The 19688-nt window shown below is 50.1% G+C and carries 16 protein-coding genes; 2 read left to right on the top strand and 14 right to left on the bottom strand.

The window, feature by feature from the left end:
* The first annotated feature begins 92 nt into the window (after positions 1 to 92).
* Positions 93 to 1178 carry a GntR family transcriptional regulator gene (locus AC3WTJ_RS14290; protein ID WP_492522346.1) on the top strand — a complete coding sequence of 362 codons (1086 nt, stop codon included), beginning with the start codon at positions 93 to 95 and terminating at the stop codon, positions 1176 to 1178.
* A gap of 276 nt (positions 1179 to 1454) precedes the next feature.
* Here AC3WTJ_RS14290 and abc-f read toward each other — a convergent pair whose 3' ends face one another.
* From abc-f to AC3WTJ_RS14235, 11 genes are all read right to left on the bottom strand, one after another.
* Positions 1455 to 3389 carry a ribosomal protection-like ABC-F family protein gene (gene abc-f, locus AC3WTJ_RS14285; protein WP_492522345.1) on the bottom strand — a complete coding sequence of 645 codons (1935 nt, stop codon included), beginning with the start codon at positions 3387 to 3389 and terminating at the stop codon, positions 1455 to 1457.
* Positions 3390 to 3730: 341 nt separating this feature from the next.
* Entirely contained in the window at positions 3731 to 4633 is a 903-nt protein-coding gene (locus AC3WTJ_RS14280; protein WP_492522344.1) for a response regulator, read from the bottom strand.
* 5 nt (positions 4634 to 4638) lie between these two features.
* Entirely contained in the window at positions 4639 to 5892 is a 1254-nt protein-coding gene (locus tag AC3WTJ_RS14275) for a sensor histidine kinase (RefSeq protein ID WP_492522343.1), read from the bottom strand.
* Between the two features lie 41 nt (positions 5893 to 5933).
* Entirely contained in the window at positions 5934 to 6695 is a 762-nt protein-coding gene (locus tag AC3WTJ_RS14270; RefSeq protein WP_492522342.1) for a TSUP family transporter, read from the bottom strand.
* A gap of 33 nt (positions 6696 to 6728) precedes the next feature.
* Positions 6729 to 7379: an amino acid ABC transporter permease gene (locus tag AC3WTJ_RS14265; protein ID WP_407869679.1), complete on the bottom strand. Its 651-nt coding sequence runs from the start codon at positions 7377 to 7379 to the stop codon at positions 6729 to 6731.
* A 4-nt stretch (positions 7380 to 7383) separates the two neighbouring features.
* Entirely contained in the window at positions 7384 to 8034 is a 651-nt protein-coding gene (locus tag AC3WTJ_RS14260) for an amino acid ABC transporter permease (protein WP_315952979.1), read from the bottom strand.
* A gap of 61 nt (positions 8035 to 8095) precedes the next feature.
* Entirely contained in the window at positions 8096 to 8977 is an 882-nt protein-coding gene (locus AC3WTJ_RS14255; RefSeq protein ID WP_492522341.1) for a glutamate ABC transporter substrate-binding protein, read from the bottom strand.
* 179 nt (positions 8978 to 9156) lie between these two features.
* Complete coding sequence (locus tag AC3WTJ_RS14250) at positions 9157 to 9885, bottom strand: amino acid ABC transporter ATP-binding protein (protein WP_445558383.1); 729 nt, start codon at positions 9883 to 9885, stop codon at positions 9157 to 9159.
* Positions 9886 to 11203: 1318 nt separating this feature from the next.
* Positions 11204 to 12184 (bottom strand): CapA family protein, encoded by a 981-nt coding sequence (locus AC3WTJ_RS14245; RefSeq protein ID WP_492522340.1) that lies wholly within the window; start codon positions 12182 to 12184, stop codon positions 11204 to 11206.
* Positions 12185 to 12306: 122 nt separating this feature from the next.
* Positions 12307 to 13131, bottom strand: a complete 825-nt coding sequence (locus tag AC3WTJ_RS14240) for an alkaline phosphatase family protein (protein WP_492522339.1) — start codon at positions 13129 to 13131, stop codon at positions 12307 to 12309.
* A gap of 20 nt (positions 13132 to 13151) precedes the next feature.
* Positions 13152 to 14927, bottom strand: coding sequence for a glycoside hydrolase family 35 protein (locus AC3WTJ_RS14235; protein ID WP_492522338.1), 1776 nt, complete (start codon positions 14925 to 14927; stop codon positions 13152 to 13154).
* Positions 14928 to 15101: 174 nt separating this feature from the next.
* Here AC3WTJ_RS14235 and AC3WTJ_RS14230 point away from each other — a divergent pair, with 174 nt between their 5' ends.
* A complete protein-coding gene (locus AC3WTJ_RS14230; protein ID WP_492522337.1) occupies positions 15102 to 15998 on the top strand; it encodes an AraC family transcriptional regulator in 897 nt (298 codons plus the stop codon).
* On the opposite strand, the gene AC3WTJ_RS14225 is transcribed toward AC3WTJ_RS14230, so the two are convergent.
* Genes AC3WTJ_RS14225 through AC3WTJ_RS14215 form a run of 3 tightly spaced genes read right to left on the bottom strand, consistent with a single transcriptional unit; the run spans position 15995 to position 19628 of the window.
* A complete protein-coding gene (locus AC3WTJ_RS14225; RefSeq protein ID WP_492522336.1) occupies positions 15995 to 17137 on the bottom strand; it encodes a Ger(x)C family spore germination protein in 1143 nt (380 codons plus the stop codon). The genes AC3WTJ_RS14230 and AC3WTJ_RS14225 overlap by 4 nt on opposite strands.
* Positions 17134 to 18204 carry a GerAB/ArcD/ProY family transporter gene (locus tag AC3WTJ_RS14220; protein ID WP_492522335.1) on the bottom strand — a complete coding sequence of 357 codons (1071 nt, stop codon included), beginning with the start codon at positions 18202 to 18204 and terminating at the stop codon, positions 17134 to 17136. Before AC3WTJ_RS14220 ends, AC3WTJ_RS14225 begins: the two co-directional genes overlap by 4 nt.
* Positions 18201 to 19628: a spore germination protein gene (locus tag AC3WTJ_RS14215; RefSeq protein ID WP_492522334.1), complete on the bottom strand. Its 1428-nt coding sequence runs from the start codon at positions 19626 to 19628 to the stop codon at positions 18201 to 18203. Before AC3WTJ_RS14215 ends, AC3WTJ_RS14220 begins: the two co-directional genes overlap by 4 nt.
* Positions 19629 to 19688: the final 60 nt, after the last annotated feature.

Raw genomic sequence — 19688 nt, 5'->3', positions numbered from 1 at the left:
AATCATATTTATTATATTAAATATATTCCCTTTTGCTCATTTACTAAGTACAATGAAATTAGCTAGATTACGAAGAATCAGGTGATGCTAGAATGAATAAGGTTCCTCTCTATCGACAAATTTACCAATCCATCAAAGATAAGATCCTTTCAGGAGAGCTTCGGCCCAAAGACCGCGTGCCTTCCGAGCAGGAATTCATGGATGAATTTAGGGTCAGCAAAATTACGGTGAAAAATGCCCTGGCCGCTCTCGTGGACGAGGGGCTCGTCACGCGCATTCAAGGGAAGGGAACCTTCGTTTCGCCAGATCCGGTAACCTCGACCACGGAAACGGCGGCGACGCGTTCTTTCCCCGTTTTGCCAGCTGCGCAAAATTACAATTACATTGGTTTGATTATCCCTACAATGAAAACAAAGGTCATCCAACGACTAGTCGATTATGTCGAGTTTTATGTCAAGGAAGCTGGTTATCAGCTTGTCCTGCATATCACTCGGGAATCTTCCCATGAAGAGTCCCGTGCCGTAGAGCAGCTTACGAACACGGAGGGCGTCCGCGGCATCATTGTTTTCCCTACGGAAGATGAGAGTTATAACGAATCGCTGCTGCGTTTGTCTTTAGACAAATACCCTTTTGTCTTCATTGACCGCTACTTGCGTAATATCGATACGTACCGCATTACATCCGATAATTGGGGAGGCGCCTATGAAACCGTAGACCGTCTGCTCATTGAGGGACATCGGCAAATTGCGCTTATTTCCCCGGATAATACGAATACAACCATAGAGGATCGCACTCATGGCTTCGAAAAGGCTTATATTGATAACAACTTTCCCATTGATAAAAGCTTATGGTGTCACGTGCCCATCGACATCCTCAGAACCGGCGACACCTCAGCTTATGTGGCTACATTTCTGCATCAACATCCCCACATAACAGCTGTTTTTGCTTTAACAGCCGAGATGGCGAGGCTTACGCATCATGCCCTACATGAAGAGGAAGGACTGAATCCTAATACCGAGCTCGTGTCCTTCGATGATCCGGAAATCCCGGGAATCTCGCACGTGCTGCAGGATGAGGAGCAGATGGCGCTCTCAGCCGTAAGCTTGCTGCTTGAGCAGTGCAGCGGCCAGTATTCGCCTCATCGCGTGGAGATCCCTGTGCGTTGGGTCCAGGTTTAGCGGCGGGGCTAGAGCACAAGGTTAAGCCGCGGCTTTGAACTAGATTTAGCGGAACTGTAGTCCGCTATTTCGGCTAAATCAGCCGATATCGCTGACCTAGCGGAACTACAGGACCCTATCCGCGCGCATCTGCCTGCATATCGGCCCATTCAAGTGAAATAGCGCCCCCCTAGTTCCCTTTAACAGGGCAAAGGGGCGCTTTACCTCCAAATAGCGGATCGTAGTTCCACCTCTCTTCCGCCGCCACAAAAAAGAGGAGCCCGCAGGCTCCTCCTCTTATTCCTCAAGCTGTATCCACTCCGCATACAGCCGATCCAGATCCCCCTGGGCCGCTTCGCGCTCTGCCCAGAGGCGGCTCAGCTCCTCAGGCGCCGGATTCTCCAGCGCCTGGTCGAGCCCGCCGAGCCGCGCCTCCGCTTCCGCGATGTCCCGCTCCAGCCGCTCGCGCGCGAACGCAGCCGATCTGCGTGACTTCCCGCGCGGAACAGATGCCGCATGCGGCTCCGCCTTGGCCGCCGCTGCCTGTGACCCTGCTCCGGCGGACTTCGCCACCGGAGCGGCATCCGACTTGCGTGCCTGCGCCGCGCGCAGCTGCGCGCTTTTCGCTTTGTAGTCATCAAAGCTGCCCAAATAAACGGTGATGCGCCCTTGATCCAGCTCCCAGATTTTTTGGGACAGCCGGTTGATGAAGTAACGGTCGTGCGTCACCGCAAGCACCGTGCCTGGAAACTCCTCAAGCGCTTCCTCCAGCGCCTCCCTTGAGGTTATGTCCATATGATTCGTCGGCTCATCCAAAATGAGCAGATTCGGCTTGCGCAGCACGAGCAACGCCAGCCGCAGCCGCGTCCATTCTCCGCCTGAGAGCGAGCTAACCGGCTTGAAAACATCGGCGCCATAGAACAAATAAGCGGCGAGCCGGCTTCTAGCTTCCCCTTCTTCCAGCTTCGCTTCCTCGCAAAAGTAAGCCAATACCGTCTTCTTCTGATCCTCGGGGTACTCCTGCTGTGCCAAGTACCCGATGTCCACGCGCGCGCCGATTTCCAGCTTGCCGCCATCCGGCTGCACCTCGCCCAAAAGCATTTTCAGCAGCGTCGTCTTCCCTGAACCGTTATGCCCCAGAAGCATCACTTTCTCGCCATACTCGAGCAAGCCGCTTGCTTGCCGCAGCAGCACTTTGTCCCCGTACCGCTTGCTTACGCCATCAAACACAATGACCCGCTTGCCGGAGCGATCATCCAACTTCAGCCCGAATTCAGCCGCTTTCGGATCAAGAACAGGGCGCTTCAGCTTCTCCATGCGATCCAACGCTTTCTGCATCGATGCCGCTCTGCGGAAAAACTTATCATTTCCTCCGATACGCCCCCACTCCATGAGCTGTTTAATGGTCTCTTTCATTTTCTTGATGACCTTCTGCTGCTCCTGATAATCCGCGAATTGCTGCAGCAGTCGGACTTCTTTCTCCTTCATGTATTCCGTATAGGAGGTCAGATACGTCGAAGACTCCCCGTCCTCCAACTCGACAATTTGGGTAACGACCCGATCTAAAAAGTAGCGGTCATGAGACACGATAAAACAAGCGCCTTCATAATGGGTCAAGTACTCTTCCAACCATTCAACGCCAAATAAATCAAGATGGTTCGTCGGCTCATCGAGCAGCAGGACATCCGGCTTGCCGATCAGTTGGGAAGCGAGCGCAATCTTCGTCTTTTCCCCACCGGATAGCGAAGCGAAGCTTCGCTCGTATACCTCGCGGGCAATGCGGAGTCCGGTTGCCACCTGGTCGATTCTAGCGTCCAGGTCATAGCCGCCTTCCCGCTCAAAACGCTCCTGCAGCCGCGCATACCGCCCGAGCAGCTGATCAAGCTGACCGTCCGCAGCAGGCTCCGACATGCGCTGTTCCAGCTCCGTCATCTCGCCCCGGCACTCCAGCAGCTCCGCAAAACTAGCCGCGAGCACATCGTACACGGTGCCGCTCTCCCATTCCGTCGGAATCTGGGCCAAGTAACCGATTCGTGTATCTTTACGCACCGTTAGCAGCCCTTCGTCCGGCTTTTCCATTTTGGAAATGAGGCGCAGCAAGGTCGATTTGCCGCTCCCATTCCGTCCGACCAATCCGATTCTTTCGCCTTCGTGAATTTCAAACGTAACGTCCGCCAGCACCAACTGGGCGCCGTGGTATTTCTTTATATTTTGACCATTTATCATTAACATCGTGAAGGATCCTCCTTGGTTATGGAAGACCCTATCCTGAACATCTTGAACGCAGCAAAAAAGGCCGCAGGAAAATTCCTACGGCCTTCAGCGGATCATCCGATTGAGGTTAAGGTAGGTGTCTTCTCGTGAGTTGTGATGCCATATGAGCAAATTTTGACAGACTTCTCCCGTTGCACGCAAATGCATGAACGATGCCAGCCATCGCGATAGGTAACTGGCTCACACGGTTGTTCACAAACTCTCGATTCATCCTACCTTCACCTCCTTTTCTTCATATGTACAAAATCATATCATAACCGTCGGTCAATTCGCAACCGCAATACGCCCATCTTCCGGGCCTAATGCTCGCTTCGCATCTTGTCCGTGACTTCCAAATAAAGGACCTGGAGAAACTTTTTGATGTTAATTTTACTTTTCTCCGACTTCAAATTCTCATCGATTTCTTTCATTTTCAAACGGACATCCTGAAACTCAAAATAGAGCGGCGCATAATGCTCAAATTTCGGATTGCTGTAATCCGTCAAACCGATGCTGGCTATATGGGCTAAGGCAGCCATAACGGCGCGGCGAATGCGCTGCTCGACGGCCTTCCCTTCTTTTTCCACATCGGACTCTTGCAGTTTGTGGCTGCGAGCCGCCGTCTCATACAACTCCTTCAGTGGCGGTATCCCGTCACCGCGATGATGCTTCGTCAGCTGTTCGATAATGTCCGTCACATCCCGACTCCCGCTCTCCCCGACAATGCCCATGTCCATGAGAATCGGTTGGACGATCTCGCGCACACTGCGCTTTTTACGAGGGCTCTCCGGATTAAGATTCAATAGGCTCAACTTCGTCAAAGAGTCCTGAATTTCCTTCAGGGAACGGCTGATCTTCCACTGTTCATTGACCTTGGAAAGCACCGCTTCCACTTCGATTTTGTTAATCGGCTTTTGAATATAGTATTCGACGCCGGCCTGGTAGGCTTTGCCGATCATCTCTTTATTTTCTATCTGCGAAATCATGACGTACTTGCCTTGAAAACCTTGCTCCTTGAGCCGAATGATGGTCTCAATGCCATCCTGATCCGGCATCAGCAGATCGATGACAACGACATCCGGGGACGTTTCGAGCAGCACTCTTTCCCCTTCGCTCCCGCTGCCTGCCGTTCCTACGACTTCACCTAATCCGCCTTTTTCAATAATTTTGTGCAGCATCAGCCTGCTTACCGCATCATCGTCCACAATTCCGAAAGACAGCATGATCTCTACGCTCCTTTTTTCAACGTATCGGTCAATAAGGTGATCACAAAAGTTGTCTGCGAGCCAAGCTCATCAGAACGCAAATGAATATCCCCGCCTAAGGAATGAACAATATCCCGTACGTGAGAAAGCCCGATGCCGGTTGCAGCAAAGCCTTCCTGATTGAATTTCGTCGTGAAGCCAGGCTCAAAAATCATATCTTTCTCCAGATCAGCAATCCCCGTTCCCGTATCCGAGACTGTCAGAATCGTTTCAGCGCCGCTTCCGTATACACTTACGTGAATCGTCCCCTGATCTTCGATCGCCTCCACACTGTTGGACAACAGATTATTCATAACCGTCAGCAGAGGAAGATAGTGATCCGAATCATAATTAATGCGCAAATCAGTGGTGAATTGAATCCGTTTGCCGATCATCGCGCTGTATCCCAGATTGGATTTTATCGCGAACTCGATGATTTCCGCCAGCCTCATATTTGAGGCGAATTCCCGGTCAAACAGCTTTAATAAGCCGGCAAGGATGCGCTGTGAGTCTTTTTTTACCTCATGGATCTGTTGCGTGATTTCCAAAATCGTGCGGGCATAGCTCTTTAGCCCCGAGCCATTCACTCTTTCGTATAAATTGTGGCTTTTGGCTGTCAGCTGCTCAATCGTTTCCATGGACTTACGCAGGTAGAACACCTCGCCATATAATCCGCTGTTCGTATTGAGCATCTGTTCCATTCGCTTCTGCTGCTCACTGTGGAGGACCCTCATCTGATGAATGGTCACGCTGCTGTAAATGCCTACTATAAAGTAGCTTCTTACAAGGGCAGTTACCGAAATATACACTAACTGCTGTGAAAACTTGTAGGGAGTATCGAAAATGACGCTGCGCGCCAACAGCTCAATCTCATTGGACATGAGATCAATAAGCGATAGGAATACGCCAAGCACGAGGGGGTGGAATTTCCCCATTTTCTGCTTTATCCAGCTCATGCCCACCGCAAAAGCTATATAGTACAGCATCGCAGGCAAATGGGTCTGCATGCTCCAGCCAAGCGATACAGCTCCGTGTGTCATGATCCCCGCTTCTATGGAACGAAACAGCAAAACGGTAATGCCGGTAATAAGGCCTGTATAGATATAAGGCAAATGTTTGAGCAAGAGCAGGCACAGAAGAAAAGTGCTGCTCCCAAGACCAATCCGAAACACTTCGCCGCTGAAGGGCGTTATTTTGAACTCGCCAGCAATTGCTGTCACAATGGCGATGAGAATCATTTGTAGCCCTTCATTTTTCAAGCGTCCCAGCCGATCACCCCCTAGATGAGATCCCATATCTGCTTGCTAATTAGAAGTATACATACGGTAAGAAATAAAGGGCGCACATACGCTGAGCCTTTGCGGATTGCCATACGCGACCCTAATAATGAGCCGCAAATCATCGCGATTCCCATCGGAATCCCGATCCCGTAGTTGATGGAACCCAGCACCATGAACGTAGCCAAGCTCGCTATATTGCTTCCGAAATTGAGCATTTTGGCATTCCCAGCCGCTTTCACAAAATCAAAACCTAACATAAGAAAAACGAATATAAGAAAGGAACCCGTACCCGGTCCAAAAAAGCCGTCATAAAAGCCTAAGCCGAAAGCGGCACCTCCCATGAGAAGGGCTGTCTTGGTCGAGTACTGGCGGAACGTCGAGTTGCTCCCCCAATTTTTCCGAAAAAGCGTGTAAATGGTGATCAGGATCAGCATGACGACGACCAACGGCTTAAGAAAATCCGAAGGAATCTGCCGAAGTACCATCGTTCCGCAAACGGCTCCTGTTAAAGATAAAAGAAATAAGCCTTTTACTGCTTTGAAATCGATATTTCCTGAACGCATAAAGGAAATGGTGCTCGTCAGCGACGACATTGTGCCAGCCAGTTTATTCGTTCCCAGCGCAATAGCCGGCGGCAATCCCGTTGCCAGAAGAACAGGCAAAGCGATTAATCCCCCGCCTCCCACGACCGAATCGACATAGGCAGCCACAAACCCTCCAATGATGACGAACAATAACATTTCCCAACTCAAGTGTAACATGATGTCAATAACTCCTCTTTCCGCTCAAATTCTCTACACCATTCTCGCTTCAAATCTTCGCGCCGCCAACGATAATGCATAATTGACTGCAAAATAAAGCACAGCCACGACAAACAGAATCGGTAAGGTATAGCTATAACTTTGTCCAATTACTATTTTCGCATGATGCATCAGTTCAGGCAAGGAAATAACAATGGCAAGAGATGTATCTTTGAGCAAGGAGATAAACTGGCTGACCAGCGGAGGAACCATACGGCGAAGACCTTGTGGAATCACGATATGCCAAAGCGTTTGGACATAACTTAGTCCAGAAGAACGAGCGGCTTCGATCTGCCCTTTGTCGATGGAAGTAAGCCCGCTTCGCACAATTTCTGCGATCATCGCCCCTTCAAAAAGCGTTAGCGCCACAATCGTCGCATTCATCGGACCGAGCTTAATGCCGACATCCGGCAGGGCAAACCGGGCGAAGAAAATGATCAGCAGCAGCGGCAAGTTGCGAAGCAGCTCTACGGCTATGCCTAAAATAGGTGAAACGATGGGCAGTTTCGTATAACGAATCGTTCCCACGATGCAGCCTACAAGAAAGCTGAGAATGATGGAAATCAAGGCAACTTTTAGCGTCATGTAAAATCCTTCGAGAATAAATCTCATATTATCCACTGAGAAAGCATGCAAAATATCCATTCATTCACCCCCTCGCCAGCTTACGTTCCAGATACAAGGCGCCGTAGCTTAGCGGCAGCGTTAAAAGCAAGTAAAGAACAGCGACGAAAATATACGTATCAAATGTGGCGTATGTCTCGCTGGCTATCATATCCCCGAAATACATAAGATCAAGGCCCGCAAACACCCCTAGCACCGACGAATTCTTAACCAGGTTAATAAACTGGTTGCTCAGTGGCGGTATGACGATTTTGATCGCTTGCGGAAGGACGACATGCCACATCGCTTGCCCGTAGGTCAGCCCTGAGGACCTCGCGGCTTCCGATTGGCCGAGCGGCACTGACATAATGCCGGCGCGGATCGCCTCGGCGATGAAAGCTGCCGTGTACACCGTCAGCCCCAAGGTTCCGCATACGAAGCCGCTCAGGGTAACGCCAAGGGAAGGCAAACCATAAAAGAAGACAAAAACGACGAGCAATAGCGGAATGTTTCGAATGAATTCCACGTAAGCCGTACCTACCCACTGCAGGGGTTTTACCGAAGAAATCCGGCATATGGCGATTAGCGTCCCCAGAATAAAACTGCCGATTAAAGCAATGAGACTAGCCCAGATGGTGTTAACAAAGCCCTTCATAAAGATATCAATATGGTCGGTGAAAATTGAGAAATCCGGCATCGGCTTGTGCCCCCCTCATAGACAGAAGATGGGCAGCTTGCGGCCACCCATCTGATCTTGGTTATTTGGATGGCGCCTCGCCGATCCATTTCTTATAAAGCTTGTCGTATTCACCGTTTGATTGCAGCTTCTTCAGGCTGTCGTTGACCACGGTTTGAAGCGCTGTTTCGCCTTTTTTCATCGCGATGCCGTAAGGCTCATCCGTGAACGGCTCACCGACGACGGCAAAGTTCGGATCCTGCGCCACCATGCCGTAGAGGATCGCATTATCCGTAGTCAGCGTATCCCCTTGCCCCGCTTTGAGGGCGCTGAAAGCATCTTGGTAATTATCGAATTCCAGTACCGTTGCCTCCGGTGCTTTGGCTTTAATGTTTCCAACGGACGTAGCGCCTTTTACCGCCAGTACTTTGGTGCCTTTTTTAATATCGGCAACCGATTTGATCGGACTGCCTTTCTTGACAAGCAGGGACTGTCCCGCTTTAAAATAAACATCGGAGAATTCAACCTGCTTCTTGCGCTCGTCCGTGATCGTCATCGTGGCGACAATCATGTCGATCTCCTTGTTGTCGAGCATCGGGATGCGCGTCTTGGACGTTACTTCCTTCAGCTCGATTTTCTTCTCATCGCCGAGAATTTCCTTCGCCAGCGCTTTGGCGATGTCCACGTCGAAGCCTTCCACTTCGCCGCCTGTCGGATTTTTCAGGCCGAACAGCTTCGTGTCGTATTTGACGCCAACGACCAGCTTGCCTCTGCTCTTGATCTCGTCAAGAACCGATGCCCCGCCTGCCGGCTTGGCCGTGCTTGTTGTGTTCGCGCTTGCTGCCGGCGAACCTGCTGGCGTACTGGATGCCCCTCCCGAGGTGGACGTTGATGTTGAGGCACACCCTGCCAATGCGAATACGGCTGTTAACATCACGATAAAATTCCACTTTTTAGCTATCATATAAGTTCATCTCCTCATTATTAAAAGAACGGTGGATTAGTGACGCAGAACGAATATTAGTGACAGAGCACGCGAGATTAGTGATGCAGAACGGATATTAGTGAAACAGAACGCGAGATTAGTGATGCAGAACAAATATTAGTGATTCAAAACGCGAGGTTAGTGATGCAGATCGATTATTAGTGATTGAGAACGCGGTTGAGAAATAGTCGTGCCCGCTCTTCTTTCGGATTGACGAAAAACTCCTCCGGAGGCGATTCTTCGACGATTTGCCCTTTATCCATAAAAACAACGCGATCCGCCACTTCCCGGGCAAAGCCCATCTCGTGCGTGACCACAACCATCGTCATTCCCTCGTGCGCCAGCGCCTTCATGACGTCCAGCACCTCGCCCACCATCTCTGGATCAAGGGCCGATGTCGGTTCGTCGAAGAGCATAATTTTCGGCTTCATCGCCAGCCCCCTGGCTATCGCTACCCGCTGCTGCTGACCGCCCGAAAGTTGCGAGGGATAGCTTCCGGCTTTGTCCTGAATGCCTACCTTCTCGAGGTAGTACATCGCCGTTTCTTCCGCTTCCTTCTTCGGCAGGCCGAGCACTTTCATGGGCGCAAGCGTGATGTTATCAATGACCTTTTTATGCGGATACAGATTAAAATGCTGGAAGACCATCCCAATGTCACGGCGCAGCTTGTTGATATCCGTCTTTCTGTCGCTGACTTTGCGCTCGTTTACGGTCAGTTCGCCGCTGGTGATCGTTTCCAGTCGATTGATGCATCTGAGCAGCGTACTTTTGCCTGAACCTGACGGACCGACGACGACAACAACTTCCCCCTGCTGAACCTGAAGATCAATTCCCTTGAGCACATGAAAATCGCCGTAATGCTTCTCTACTTGCTGGAATGAGATCAATGGAACCCCCCCTTCGCTTAAAAGCTTAACGATGTAAACTATTTGTCATGTTAACTTACACTTGATGTCTTTAAATCTTAATGTCAAACTATGGAATCTTATACAATCCGACATGGGACAGAAAAAAGATTTGAAATTTTTGTTAAGGCGGGGTGCCAGCCTATAGTATGCTTAACCGTCTCATCGGTGGGTGAAACAGTGGGGGTTGGGGTGGAGCGGTGGTGGGCGCGGTGACGGTGGCGGTGGACGAGACTACGGCCGTTGGGGGCTTTGCCTAGGCGGGCTGCAGTGATTATAGTGGGGGGCTGATTGTTGGGAACTACGATCCTCTATTTGTCTGGAAAACTGCGATGTGGCAGCCTGGAGGGAACTACGGTCCTCTATTTCGCCGATTTAAGCGGAATGGCAACAACGAGGAAGCGGATAAGACCCTGTAGTTCCGCTCAACTGCAGAAAACAGCCGATTTGGAACAAATAGCGGCTTGTAGTTCTCTTTGCAAGGGGTAGCTATAGCAAAAGGGAAAAAGACCGTTAGGCATTCTGCCTGACGGTCTATCTACGTTGTACAAAGTACAACAATATAGGCGGAATTTGACTCCGGCGCTTCTCTATATTGTACAAAGTACAATGTTTTTGGCTGAAATGTCGTTTATTTCAGCCATTTCGGGCAAGTTCGTTGTACTTAGTACAATGAACTGCGAGTTTTAAGGCGCGGAGCACCTCTTATGATGCATAAAGTGCAATGTAAGAGGGGTGCAGCGGCACATTCGGCATACGTTAGCGATGAAAAGCAACGTTAACAGACCATGCGTGGGGCTTTTTGCCCCGCCGCTGCGTTAAGCTTGTTTTAACGACGTTAGCGCAGACACGAGGCACATTCGGCATACGTTAGCGATGAAAAGCAACGTTAACAGACCATGCGTGGGGCTTTTTGCCACTCCCCGCTACGTGAAGCTTGTTTTACGACGTTAGCGCAGACACGAGGCACATTCAGCATACGTTAGCGATGAAAAGCAACGTTAAAGACCATGCGTGGGGCTTTTTGCCCCGCCGCTGCGTTAAGCTTGTTTTACGACGTTAGCGCATACACGAGGCACATTCGGCATACGTTAGCGATGAAAAACAACTTTAACCAAGCGCTGGGGCTTTTTGCCCCGCCGCTGCGTTAAGCTTTTTTTACGACGTTAGCGCAGACACGAGGCACATTCAGCATACGTTAGCGATGAAAAGCAACTTTACCGACCCTCCGTGAGGCTTTTCGCCCCACTCCCGCTGCGTTAAGCTTGTTTTCAACATTTGCGCAGACACGCACCCAACGTCATCTTTCCGGAACGACAGTGTACGCCGTCGTCTCCCCCTTTCTCCGCTCCACAATGGTAGGGATTTGCTCAACTCCGCTGATATCCGTACGACCATTGTCATGCTTCGTCAGGGTGAGCGACAGAATCATGCCCCGAACCGTATTCGTCCCCTTCGTCAATTTCGAAGATACGAAATTCCCTAAAGAAGAAGCGGCGATGCGCGTTCGTTCTGCGCCGTATTTATCTTTCATCACGGTTTGAGTGACCGGATGAAGCACATGCGGATGCGCCCCTAAGACGGCGTTCACACCTTGCCTGAACAGGAATTCCATCCACTTTTTCTGACCGTTGTCCGGGTAGTTCCTATACTCTTTACCGAAATGAAGACAAGCTATGATAAAGTCTGCTTTATTCTTCATTGCCCGAATATCCGCCTTCATCTGATTCGCATTGAACCGATTAACCAGCCACCTCTGCGGTACCGGTATGGCATTGGTTTTCTCGGTATAGGCTACTATGCCGATACGTACGCCTTTCACATCCACGATCAGCGGCCCTTGAGCTTCTTTCGCAGAACGCGCCGTTCCCGTGTGCTGAAGCTGGTGCGCATCCAGAACCTGCAACGTTCGTTTCACCCCGCTGCGCCCGCCGTCCATGCAATGGTTATTGGCTGTCGTCAGGACATGGAACCCCGCCTTTTTCAGCGAACCTGCCAGCTCATCCGGACAATTAAAAACAGGAAGGCCTGTTCTTGGACTTCTCCGTTCTCTAGGGCAGTTGCATTTTGGCCGGATGCCGGGAGAGCCCAGCAGCCTTTTGCCGGAGAAGGTCGTCTCCAAATTGCCTAATGCCAAATCATGCGCTTTCAAAATGGGAGCAACCTCTTCGAAAACAGGGTCAAACGCATGCCCTTCCGGCCTTCTAGCTGCAGCAATAATTTCACTTTTCATCAATAAATCTCCGACAGCGGCAATCGTAACTTGGATCAACGCCCTCACTCCTCTCTTGAGCACAATATTCAAGAAAAGGAGATGACGCTTGTAAAATGGGCAGCACAGTAACAAGCAACAAGCAAAAAAGACAGTCCGATAGTCATCATCGAACTGTCCCAATCCCGATCCTAATCCAATAATCCCGCAGGCAGCTTGGCATCCCAATCTCTCGGGATCGGCAAGCCAAGCGCATGAAGCGCGACCGCCGCTGTGTCCATAATTGACAAGCCCAGCAAGTTGGCCTCGGGATTAACACCTGGACCCCGACATCCCCAGAAAATGGTCATATCCCGCGGCGCGTCACTCCCATGATTGAAGGCATCCAAACCGCCGCCGCCGTGGTCGGTGGTGATAATCAACAGGCTGTCTTCCAGCATCCCCGCTTCCAGCAGCGCTTTGCTGATCTCTCCGATCTGCTTGTCAGCACGCGTAATCGCCCTCAGGTATTCCGTGGATTCTTCTCCATACCCATGGCGATGGCCGGCAGCGTCCACATCATCCAGTTGAACGAACAGGAGCTCCACCCCCGGATTGGAACGAAGGTACGCCCCGATAGCGGGAACCAGCTCTTCATCCGGAGCGGCGTATTTATTCATGCCCTCAATGTCTTCAATTACGCCGGTAATAATGGGTTTCCATGAAACGAATGCGGCCATTGTACTGTCAGGTTTTGCTTCTCGCAATATCCGGAAAATAGAGGGCGCCATAGAATCCACCGGAAAGCTTCGATTTTTTTGAATATGCACATGAGATTCATGCCGATTCGGCACTACACCATGCAAAAGCGATCCCCAGCATTCCCCGCTGTTGGAAGGATAGACGGTGCGAGCCAGGTGTGATTGCACACCTCCCGTAAGCAAAATATCTAAATGAGGGGTCTGCGCCTCACGGATGAATGTTCCTGCACCATCAATACCTAAAATAATGACTCTTTTGATAGCCTTGGATGCCATAGTCGCTCACGCCCCCCGTTTTATCCTAAATCAGGTGAATCCGTCAGTACAACTACCGGTTCTTGTGTACGATGCAATTCGAAGACGATGATTTCATTGCTGCCCTTCCGCAGTAACGGCGCCGGTACATATAACGTCCGCTGCGGGCCCTTTTCCCAGTAACGGCCAAGATTAAAACCGTTGATCCATACAACGCCTTTAGACCATCCGTCCAAACGGATGAAGGTGTCTCCGGCCTCTTCGACGTGAAACTCCCCGCGATAGAAAGTCGGGCGCTCCTGATCCTGCGCATCCCCCTGCTGTACGCTTTTTACTGAACTCACGAAAGGAATGGCATCTACTTTGTCCAGTGGCAGTGGATAAATCGTCCAATCAAACAAGAATTGATTGTTGAAACGAACGCCTTCTGTAATCCCTTTGTAGTCCTTCAGTTTTGGTCCGTAATTTACGCGGCCCATGTTCTCAACCACGATGTCCAGCCTCGCGCCTTCAGCAGGAATGTCCAGCGGGAGAGGACGCGGGTCCCAGCGTTCAATTGTACCTTGGTAGACGCCGTCCAAGAAAATCTGTGCGCGGTCGTGCACCTCTTGCAGGTGCAGCTTTTCCCCGGTCCGTGGACCGGATACCTGTGTCGAATAAACGATGAAGCCATAGCTTTGGCCAAACATCTCCATCGGTTCCGGGCACGTACGTTGAACAGGCGTGGAAAGCTGGGCAAGCTGCCCCAGTAGATCTGCTTTCTCTGTTAAGTCTACGCGGCCGTAGCTTTTCTTCGCAATAGGCGCCGGGAATGCAGGGAACTCCTTCTCATCCTTCTTGAGGTAGCTTGCAATCACGCTGCGGATGGCGCGAAATTTCTCCGTTTCATCTCCGCACTCTGAAAGAGGTGAGTCGTAGTCATAGCTAGTAATCGTCGCCTCGTACTTCTCCCCAAAGTTCGCTCCGTTGTAGAAGCCAAAGTTCGTTCCTCCATGGAACATGTAGAAATTCACGGAGGCCCCTGCGCGCAGCATGCGATCGAAGACATCCGCAACATCACCCGCATCCCGCGTGTGGTGCGGCTTCAGCCAATGGTCAAACCAGCCGTTCCAATACTCCATGCACATAAGCGGCTCGTCCGCACGGTATTCACGGAATTTCTCGAACGCTTCCTCCGGTCTGGAGCCGAAGTTAACGGTCGCAAGCGTGCCGGGAACCGTTCCCCCTTGAAGCATCCCGTCTTCAGGTCCATCTGATGTAAACAACAAAACATCAACACCGCGCTTCGTCAGACCCTCACGTAAATACGTAAGGTATGCCGTGTCGTTGCCGTAGCTGCCATACTCATTTTCGATTTGCATCGCAATGATCGGTCCGCCATTGGTGCTTTGTAACCGGGTTAACCTAGGAATTAATTCATCATAATAACGATCTACTTTCATCAAATATGTTGCATCCATGCAGCGAAGCTTCATATACGTGTACTGCAGCAGCCAAGCCGGCAACCCGCCGAACTCCCACTCCGCACAGATGTAAGGACTTGGCCGAACGATGACGTGAAGTCCGAGCTCGCCTGCGAGTGTGATAAACCGCTCAATGTCCGCAATGCCTTCAAAGTTATAGGCGTTTTCCTGCGGCTCATGCAAATTCCAGGGTACATAAGTCTCTACAGTATTAAAACCGCACGCTTTAAGCTTCAGCAGCCGATCTTCCCAATACTCAGGGACTACACGGAAATAATGGATAGCTCCTGACAAAATTTGAAAGGGTTCCCCATCTAAAAAAAACTGTTTATCTCTGGCTTGTAAAATGGCCACAATGATCCCTCCGGATGATGAGTACTGTCGGATAATTTTATAAATTTACCTACGTTCATCTTCGCTGAAAGGATCGTGAATCTCCATCGCCAAATGGATCATTTTCTATACCAAATGTGCCAAATGGCATGGTATGATGGAACAAACAATGAGGACTAACGGGAGGAACGGCGGATGGAACAACAGTTGGAGGATTTGTATCGATTCCCTAATATTATCAATACACTTCAGGTGACCGGCTGCCATTTTGGTTTGAAGCCTCCAGGGTGGCACTACCCCAGACACCATCACCATTTGTTCGAGCTGCTGTACTGCGTGGAAGGTGAAGTCGCGCATGAAATTAACCGGGATAGGGTGACGATGCAAGCGGGAGACTGGCTGCTGATCAAGTCCGGCGTCAGACATCAATCCTCCAACACCACCCTGGCGGATTACGGCTTTTTTAATGTGCATTTTGATCTCGATGACCCCGAGATTCGCAGCCTGCTCTCCCAGTCCCCCTATCGGCTCATCCGGCACAAAGAAGCGGAACGAAGCAAGCTCCGCTTCTACGTCGGCGAACTTGAAGATGTGATGCAACGCAACCACACGGCTGCCGAGCCTTCTCCTTTACGCTTCGAGGATAAGCTGCTTCTGCAGTCGTATACGCTGCTCATCATACACGATGTGCTCCAACTGCTTCGTGAACACGACTCATCTCGCCGGCCAGGAACCACGGCCGAGAAAGATCCTTCGCTTTTCACCACCGATATCGCACACATGATTGAAGAGAAGCTCGCGCTCGGTTTATGCGAAGAAGCGACAGTAGCCGGGGTCGCCAAGGAGATGAACCTAAGCCGCAGCCAATGCAGCAAGCTGTTCTCTAAGGTATACGGCCTTTCCCCTCGCCAGTATGTCAGTCAGCAGAAGTTGAAGCTGGCCAAAGAACTGCTCGTCACGACCCATCTGCCGATGACGGACATCGCGGAGAAGCTAGGTTTCCACTCAGCCAGCCACTTCTCCCGCCAATTCCGGCGCTGGACCGGCCAGTCGCCGAGCGAATTCAAGCCGAGACATCATTCGACGAGCTAGTTAATAATGCCATGAGAAACAATATCCATGCTGACCGAAACCTTGAAATCCACTTCCGGATATGTTTGATCCCAATCGAGCTCTTTCCACTCCTTCGGATAGAAAGCGATCAAGTCCCTTCCGATGCCCAGTGCATCGGAATGCGCTTTCTGAAGCTGTTTGCAGATGCCTTGCGCTTCCTGCGTGAGCAAATCAGAGAATCGTTTGTTCAGCTGCTCAATCAACTGCTGGTCAATACGATTGTTTTTGGCGTGCTCAGTAATGATCGCTTTCAGCTTCAACTGCAATTGGACTTGGACCTTTCCGGAAGAACTGACCAAAACCTTTTTGCTGCGGTTCGACTTGATGATGTTCAGCGATACGTGCTGTGTTAAGTCATTTTTACCCTTCGTTTCTTCCACCTTTCTCGTGAGGATACAGACTTCGCCTTTCTTACCGTTCATCAAAAGAAACAAGGAAGATTGTTCAGGAGTGAGCAGGTATCCTGTGTACTTCTTTTTGCTTAGGAGCCCTACACCCTCTATGACGGCTTTATCTTTGTCCGTCTCACCTTCTTTGCCATTTTCCCTTCTCAGAACCGGAATAACGCCGTCCTTTCCCCGATCATGAAGAAGAGGGTAAATGGAATGCACAGTTACGAACGGAATAACCGTTTCGTACTGGGCGCTTTTAATGATTTTGCGCAAGTACTCTCCGGATGTTGCAGACCCGATGCGGTTCAGTCGAATCAAATCCGCCGCTTCACCATGGACGATAGCCACTTTCGCCAACATAGGATCGTTAGAATTCCGGAATGTGGCGTCCAGGAGATTTAGAATATCCGATTTCGCCAGCTTATCGCAGATGAGCATAACTTGATTTTTTGAAGTGCCGATAGGCCCTGAGATTTGCAAACCGATTTTTTTATACAAAGACTCCTGCAGCGTTGGTCCTGTTGCCGTCAACACCTCATGAATGGGAACGGTTCTTTCCTTGCCTCCGGGCGATTGAATGGTGACGGTGGTCACGATTTCATTTTTCTCGTTCGTATCCAGCGAAGTTGCATAGATGAGCTGTAGATTTTTCAAATCGGAATGATAACTGCACCCGGAAACCAGCAACAAAACAACGATCAGCCAAAGTAGCGCCAGGCGATTCACAGCTGCTGCCCCCTTTTTTTGCCTTTTAGCCAAACAAACAAGAAAAGCAGAACGGGAAGTCCGATCGCGATGAAGCTCTCGAATTCCGTCACCTTCTGTAAGAAGGCAATCCGTTTTTCCGAACGCCAAGCGAAACCGACCAAACAGACTAAGGGAACTAAATAATACATGGCTTTTCTATGTTCATTGTTATGAAACCAATATCCGAACCCTTTGCCTGCGGCATACATGTAACTAATGAGCGATGCTGTCACTTTGACCAACCAAACGGAAAGGAAGATCAAATCCATCCGTTCCAGAAAAGGCAGGGAAATCCCGTTCAAAAAGTAAGGGACAGGCTGGGGAATAAATGGAATGGATTCGGGACTAAAATTCAGGAAACACAGAAGAACCACAACCAAAAAGAACAAGGTCGCCATCGTGTTCGCCCACAGGACAGGGGCCAGTATACTCTTCTCTTTGGATTGCACATCGGAGGAAAGCACCAAGAAAAGCTCAAAGCCAAGGAAAGTGATCACGGAACTTTTCACTCCCGCCATAATGCCTGTCCAGCCCTTCTGTCCGATAGGCAGCAAATACCGATAATCCATTGTATAGAAGCTGGTAAGCATCATCGCCAGCATTAAAATGAGCAAAAAGGCGACCATCACGTGATAACGCGCAATGATTGGCAATTTTTCTTTAGCAAAATAGATTAATATGACAAAGTTGGCTGCAATGACGAGCCATGGATTGGTAAACGGCAATATCCAGAGCTCGACAAACATCATTTCCATCAGCAATATCAGACACGAAAGAAATAGGAAATGGAACGTGAAAAAGGCGTTAACCGCATTCCCCAGCCATTTGCCAAGAATAAGCGGCATAAACTCATACAAATTTTTCGTTGGAAATCGTCGGCACAGAGCGGCATAGATCATCAGAAGCACATTCACGCATCCCCCCGCCAGTATGACGGAAATCCATCCGTCTTCGCCGGCAGCTTGATGCAAGACATAGGGGAAAGACAACACGCCGATGCCTACCTGCGTTTGCAGGATGAAAGCAAATAGCTGCATTCTGCTCATGACACCCTCCTGTCCGAAGCTTTCCTGCGAAAGATCCGCTTGGGAAGCTGAACGAGCGTAGTCAGAATCCTGCGTGGTTGGAATGGCGTAAATGGGTAAAAGTAAGGAACCCCGTACGTTTCAAGCTTGCTTAAATGCATGAACAACAGCGAAAAGCTGAAGGCAATTCCGGCAAAACCAAGCAGCAAAGAAGCGATCATGATCGGGAAGCTGACCAACCTCACCGCAAGACGCATTTCGTGAGATGGCAGACTGAAAGAAGCAACGGCGGTCAATGAAATAACGACGATCATCGTCGTGGATACTAATCCGGCGTTGACCACTTCACTGCCGATAACTAGACCCCCAACAATGGACAAGGTCGATGCAATAGACTTCGGGAGCCGGATTGCCGCTTCTCGCAGCAGTTCGAGCACGGTAATCATAAACAGAGCCTCAATGAGGGGATTAAAAGGAATATTTTCCAGAGAAGCTTTCAGTGAAAAAAGCAAATCAATCGGCAGCACCTCGAAATGGTTCGAGACGATGGCAATATACACGGAAGGAAGCGCCAGCCCGATCATTACGCTAATAAACCGGAGAAAGCGAAAAAAAGTCCCGTTCCACCACCGGACATTGAAATCGTCTGCAATTTGAAAAAACATAAAAAACGTGACCGGGAGAACGACCGCAAACGAACTGCCGTCTACCAGCAGGATGATTCTCCCCTCCATCAGATGGGAAACGGTGGTGTCGGGCCTTTCGGTGTACAACATTTGTGGAAATGGCGACCACCAACTGCTCTCCAAACGATTCAAAATTTGTCCGGGTGATTTAATAAATACATCCTCATTCGTCAAAAGTCTGGCAATCACTTCGTTAACCACATGGAGATCAGCAAGCTCGCTCATATATAGCAGCTTGACACCTGTCGGGCTTTGCGCGCCCAAGGTGAAGTCTCGTTCAACGAGATTGGGATTCTTGAGCCGCTTGTGAATCATCTGCATATTAACATCTGCGTCATCGATAAAACCGTCATGAGAACCGCGAATGACTTGCTCATTCTGGGATTCCGTGATGCTGCGCTCCATGTTGGCGGCGACATCGGCAAGAATAATGTCCGCGCGTTGATCGAGCAGAATCGCACATTTCCCCTGCAGCATCCCCGCAGCCGCCATCTCCAAATCGGTGGCGATTTCGATATCAAGGATGGGGAGAATATCCTCCAAAAGCCCCTCTTTGGATTCGAGCAAAGGCCTCAAAACATCCGACTGCAGCTTGTCCCGATTGGTAGCCGCGTTAAGATAAAGAATCGCACCTTGAACGCCCTGCAGGCGAAATTCCCTGGTGCGAATGTCGTCGGAGGAGTGAAAGCATTCGAAAAGCTTACGCATATTCGTCTTAATCTCTGTAGAGATTTGGAATGAATTTTGTGGCAATTCCATGCTTCTTCCTCCCACCTGTTCACCATGCGGTTAGTATTTGCCAATTTCTTCATCTTATCC

It is taken from the genome of Paenibacillus sp. FW101-FHT12H11 (assembly GCF_058790355.1).
This window is presented reverse-complemented; position numbering and strand designations above follow the sequence as displayed.

What these genes read in the sequence shown, in the direction of transcription:
- AC3WTJ_RS14240 (WP_492522339.1), bottom strand. Translation starts at nt 13,131, where the DNA reads ATGGCATCCAAGGCTATCAAAAGAGTCATTATTTTAGGTATTGATGGT.
- abc-f (WP_492522345.1), bottom strand. Translation starts at nt 3,389, where the DNA reads ATGTTAATGATAAATGGTCAAAATATAAAGAAATACCACGGCGCCCAG.
- AC3WTJ_RS14265 (WP_407869679.1), bottom strand. Translation starts at nt 7,379, where the DNA reads ATGGATATTTTGCATGCTTTCTCAGTGGATAATATGAGATTTATTCTC.
- AC3WTJ_RS14280 (WP_492522344.1), bottom strand. Translation starts at nt 4,633, where the DNA reads ATGCTGTCTTTCGGAATTGTGGACGATGATGCGGTAAGCAGGCTGATG.
- AC3WTJ_RS14255 (WP_492522341.1), bottom strand. Translation starts at nt 8,977, where the DNA reads ATGATAGCTAAAAAGTGGAATTTTATCGTGATGTTAACAGCCGTATTC.
- AC3WTJ_RS14275 (WP_492522343.1), bottom strand. Translation starts at nt 5,892, where the DNA reads ATGATTCTCATCGCCATTGTGACAGCAATTGCTGGCGAGTTCAAAATA.
- AC3WTJ_RS14270 (WP_492522342.1), bottom strand. Translation starts at nt 6,695, where the DNA reads ATGTTACACTTGAGTTGGGAAATGTTATTGTTCGTCATCATTGGAGGG.
- AC3WTJ_RS14220 (WP_492522335.1), bottom strand. Translation starts at nt 18,204, where the DNA reads ATGAGCAGAATGCAGCTATTTGCTTTCATCCTGCAAACGCAGGTAGGC.
- AC3WTJ_RS14230 (WP_492522337.1), top strand. Translation starts at nt 15,102, where the DNA reads ATGGAACAACAGTTGGAGGATTTGTATCGATTCCCTAATATTATCAAT.
- AC3WTJ_RS14215 (WP_492522334.1), bottom strand. Translation starts at nt 19,628, where the DNA reads ATGGAATTGCCACAAAATTCATTCCAAATCTCTACAGAGATTAAGACG.
- AC3WTJ_RS14290 (WP_492522346.1), top strand. Translation starts at nt 93, where the DNA reads ATGAATAAGGTTCCTCTCTATCGACAAATTTACCAATCCATCAAAGAT.
- AC3WTJ_RS14260 (WP_315952979.1), bottom strand. Translation starts at nt 8,034, where the DNA reads ATGCCGGATTTCTCAATTTTCACCGACCATATTGATATCTTTATGAAG.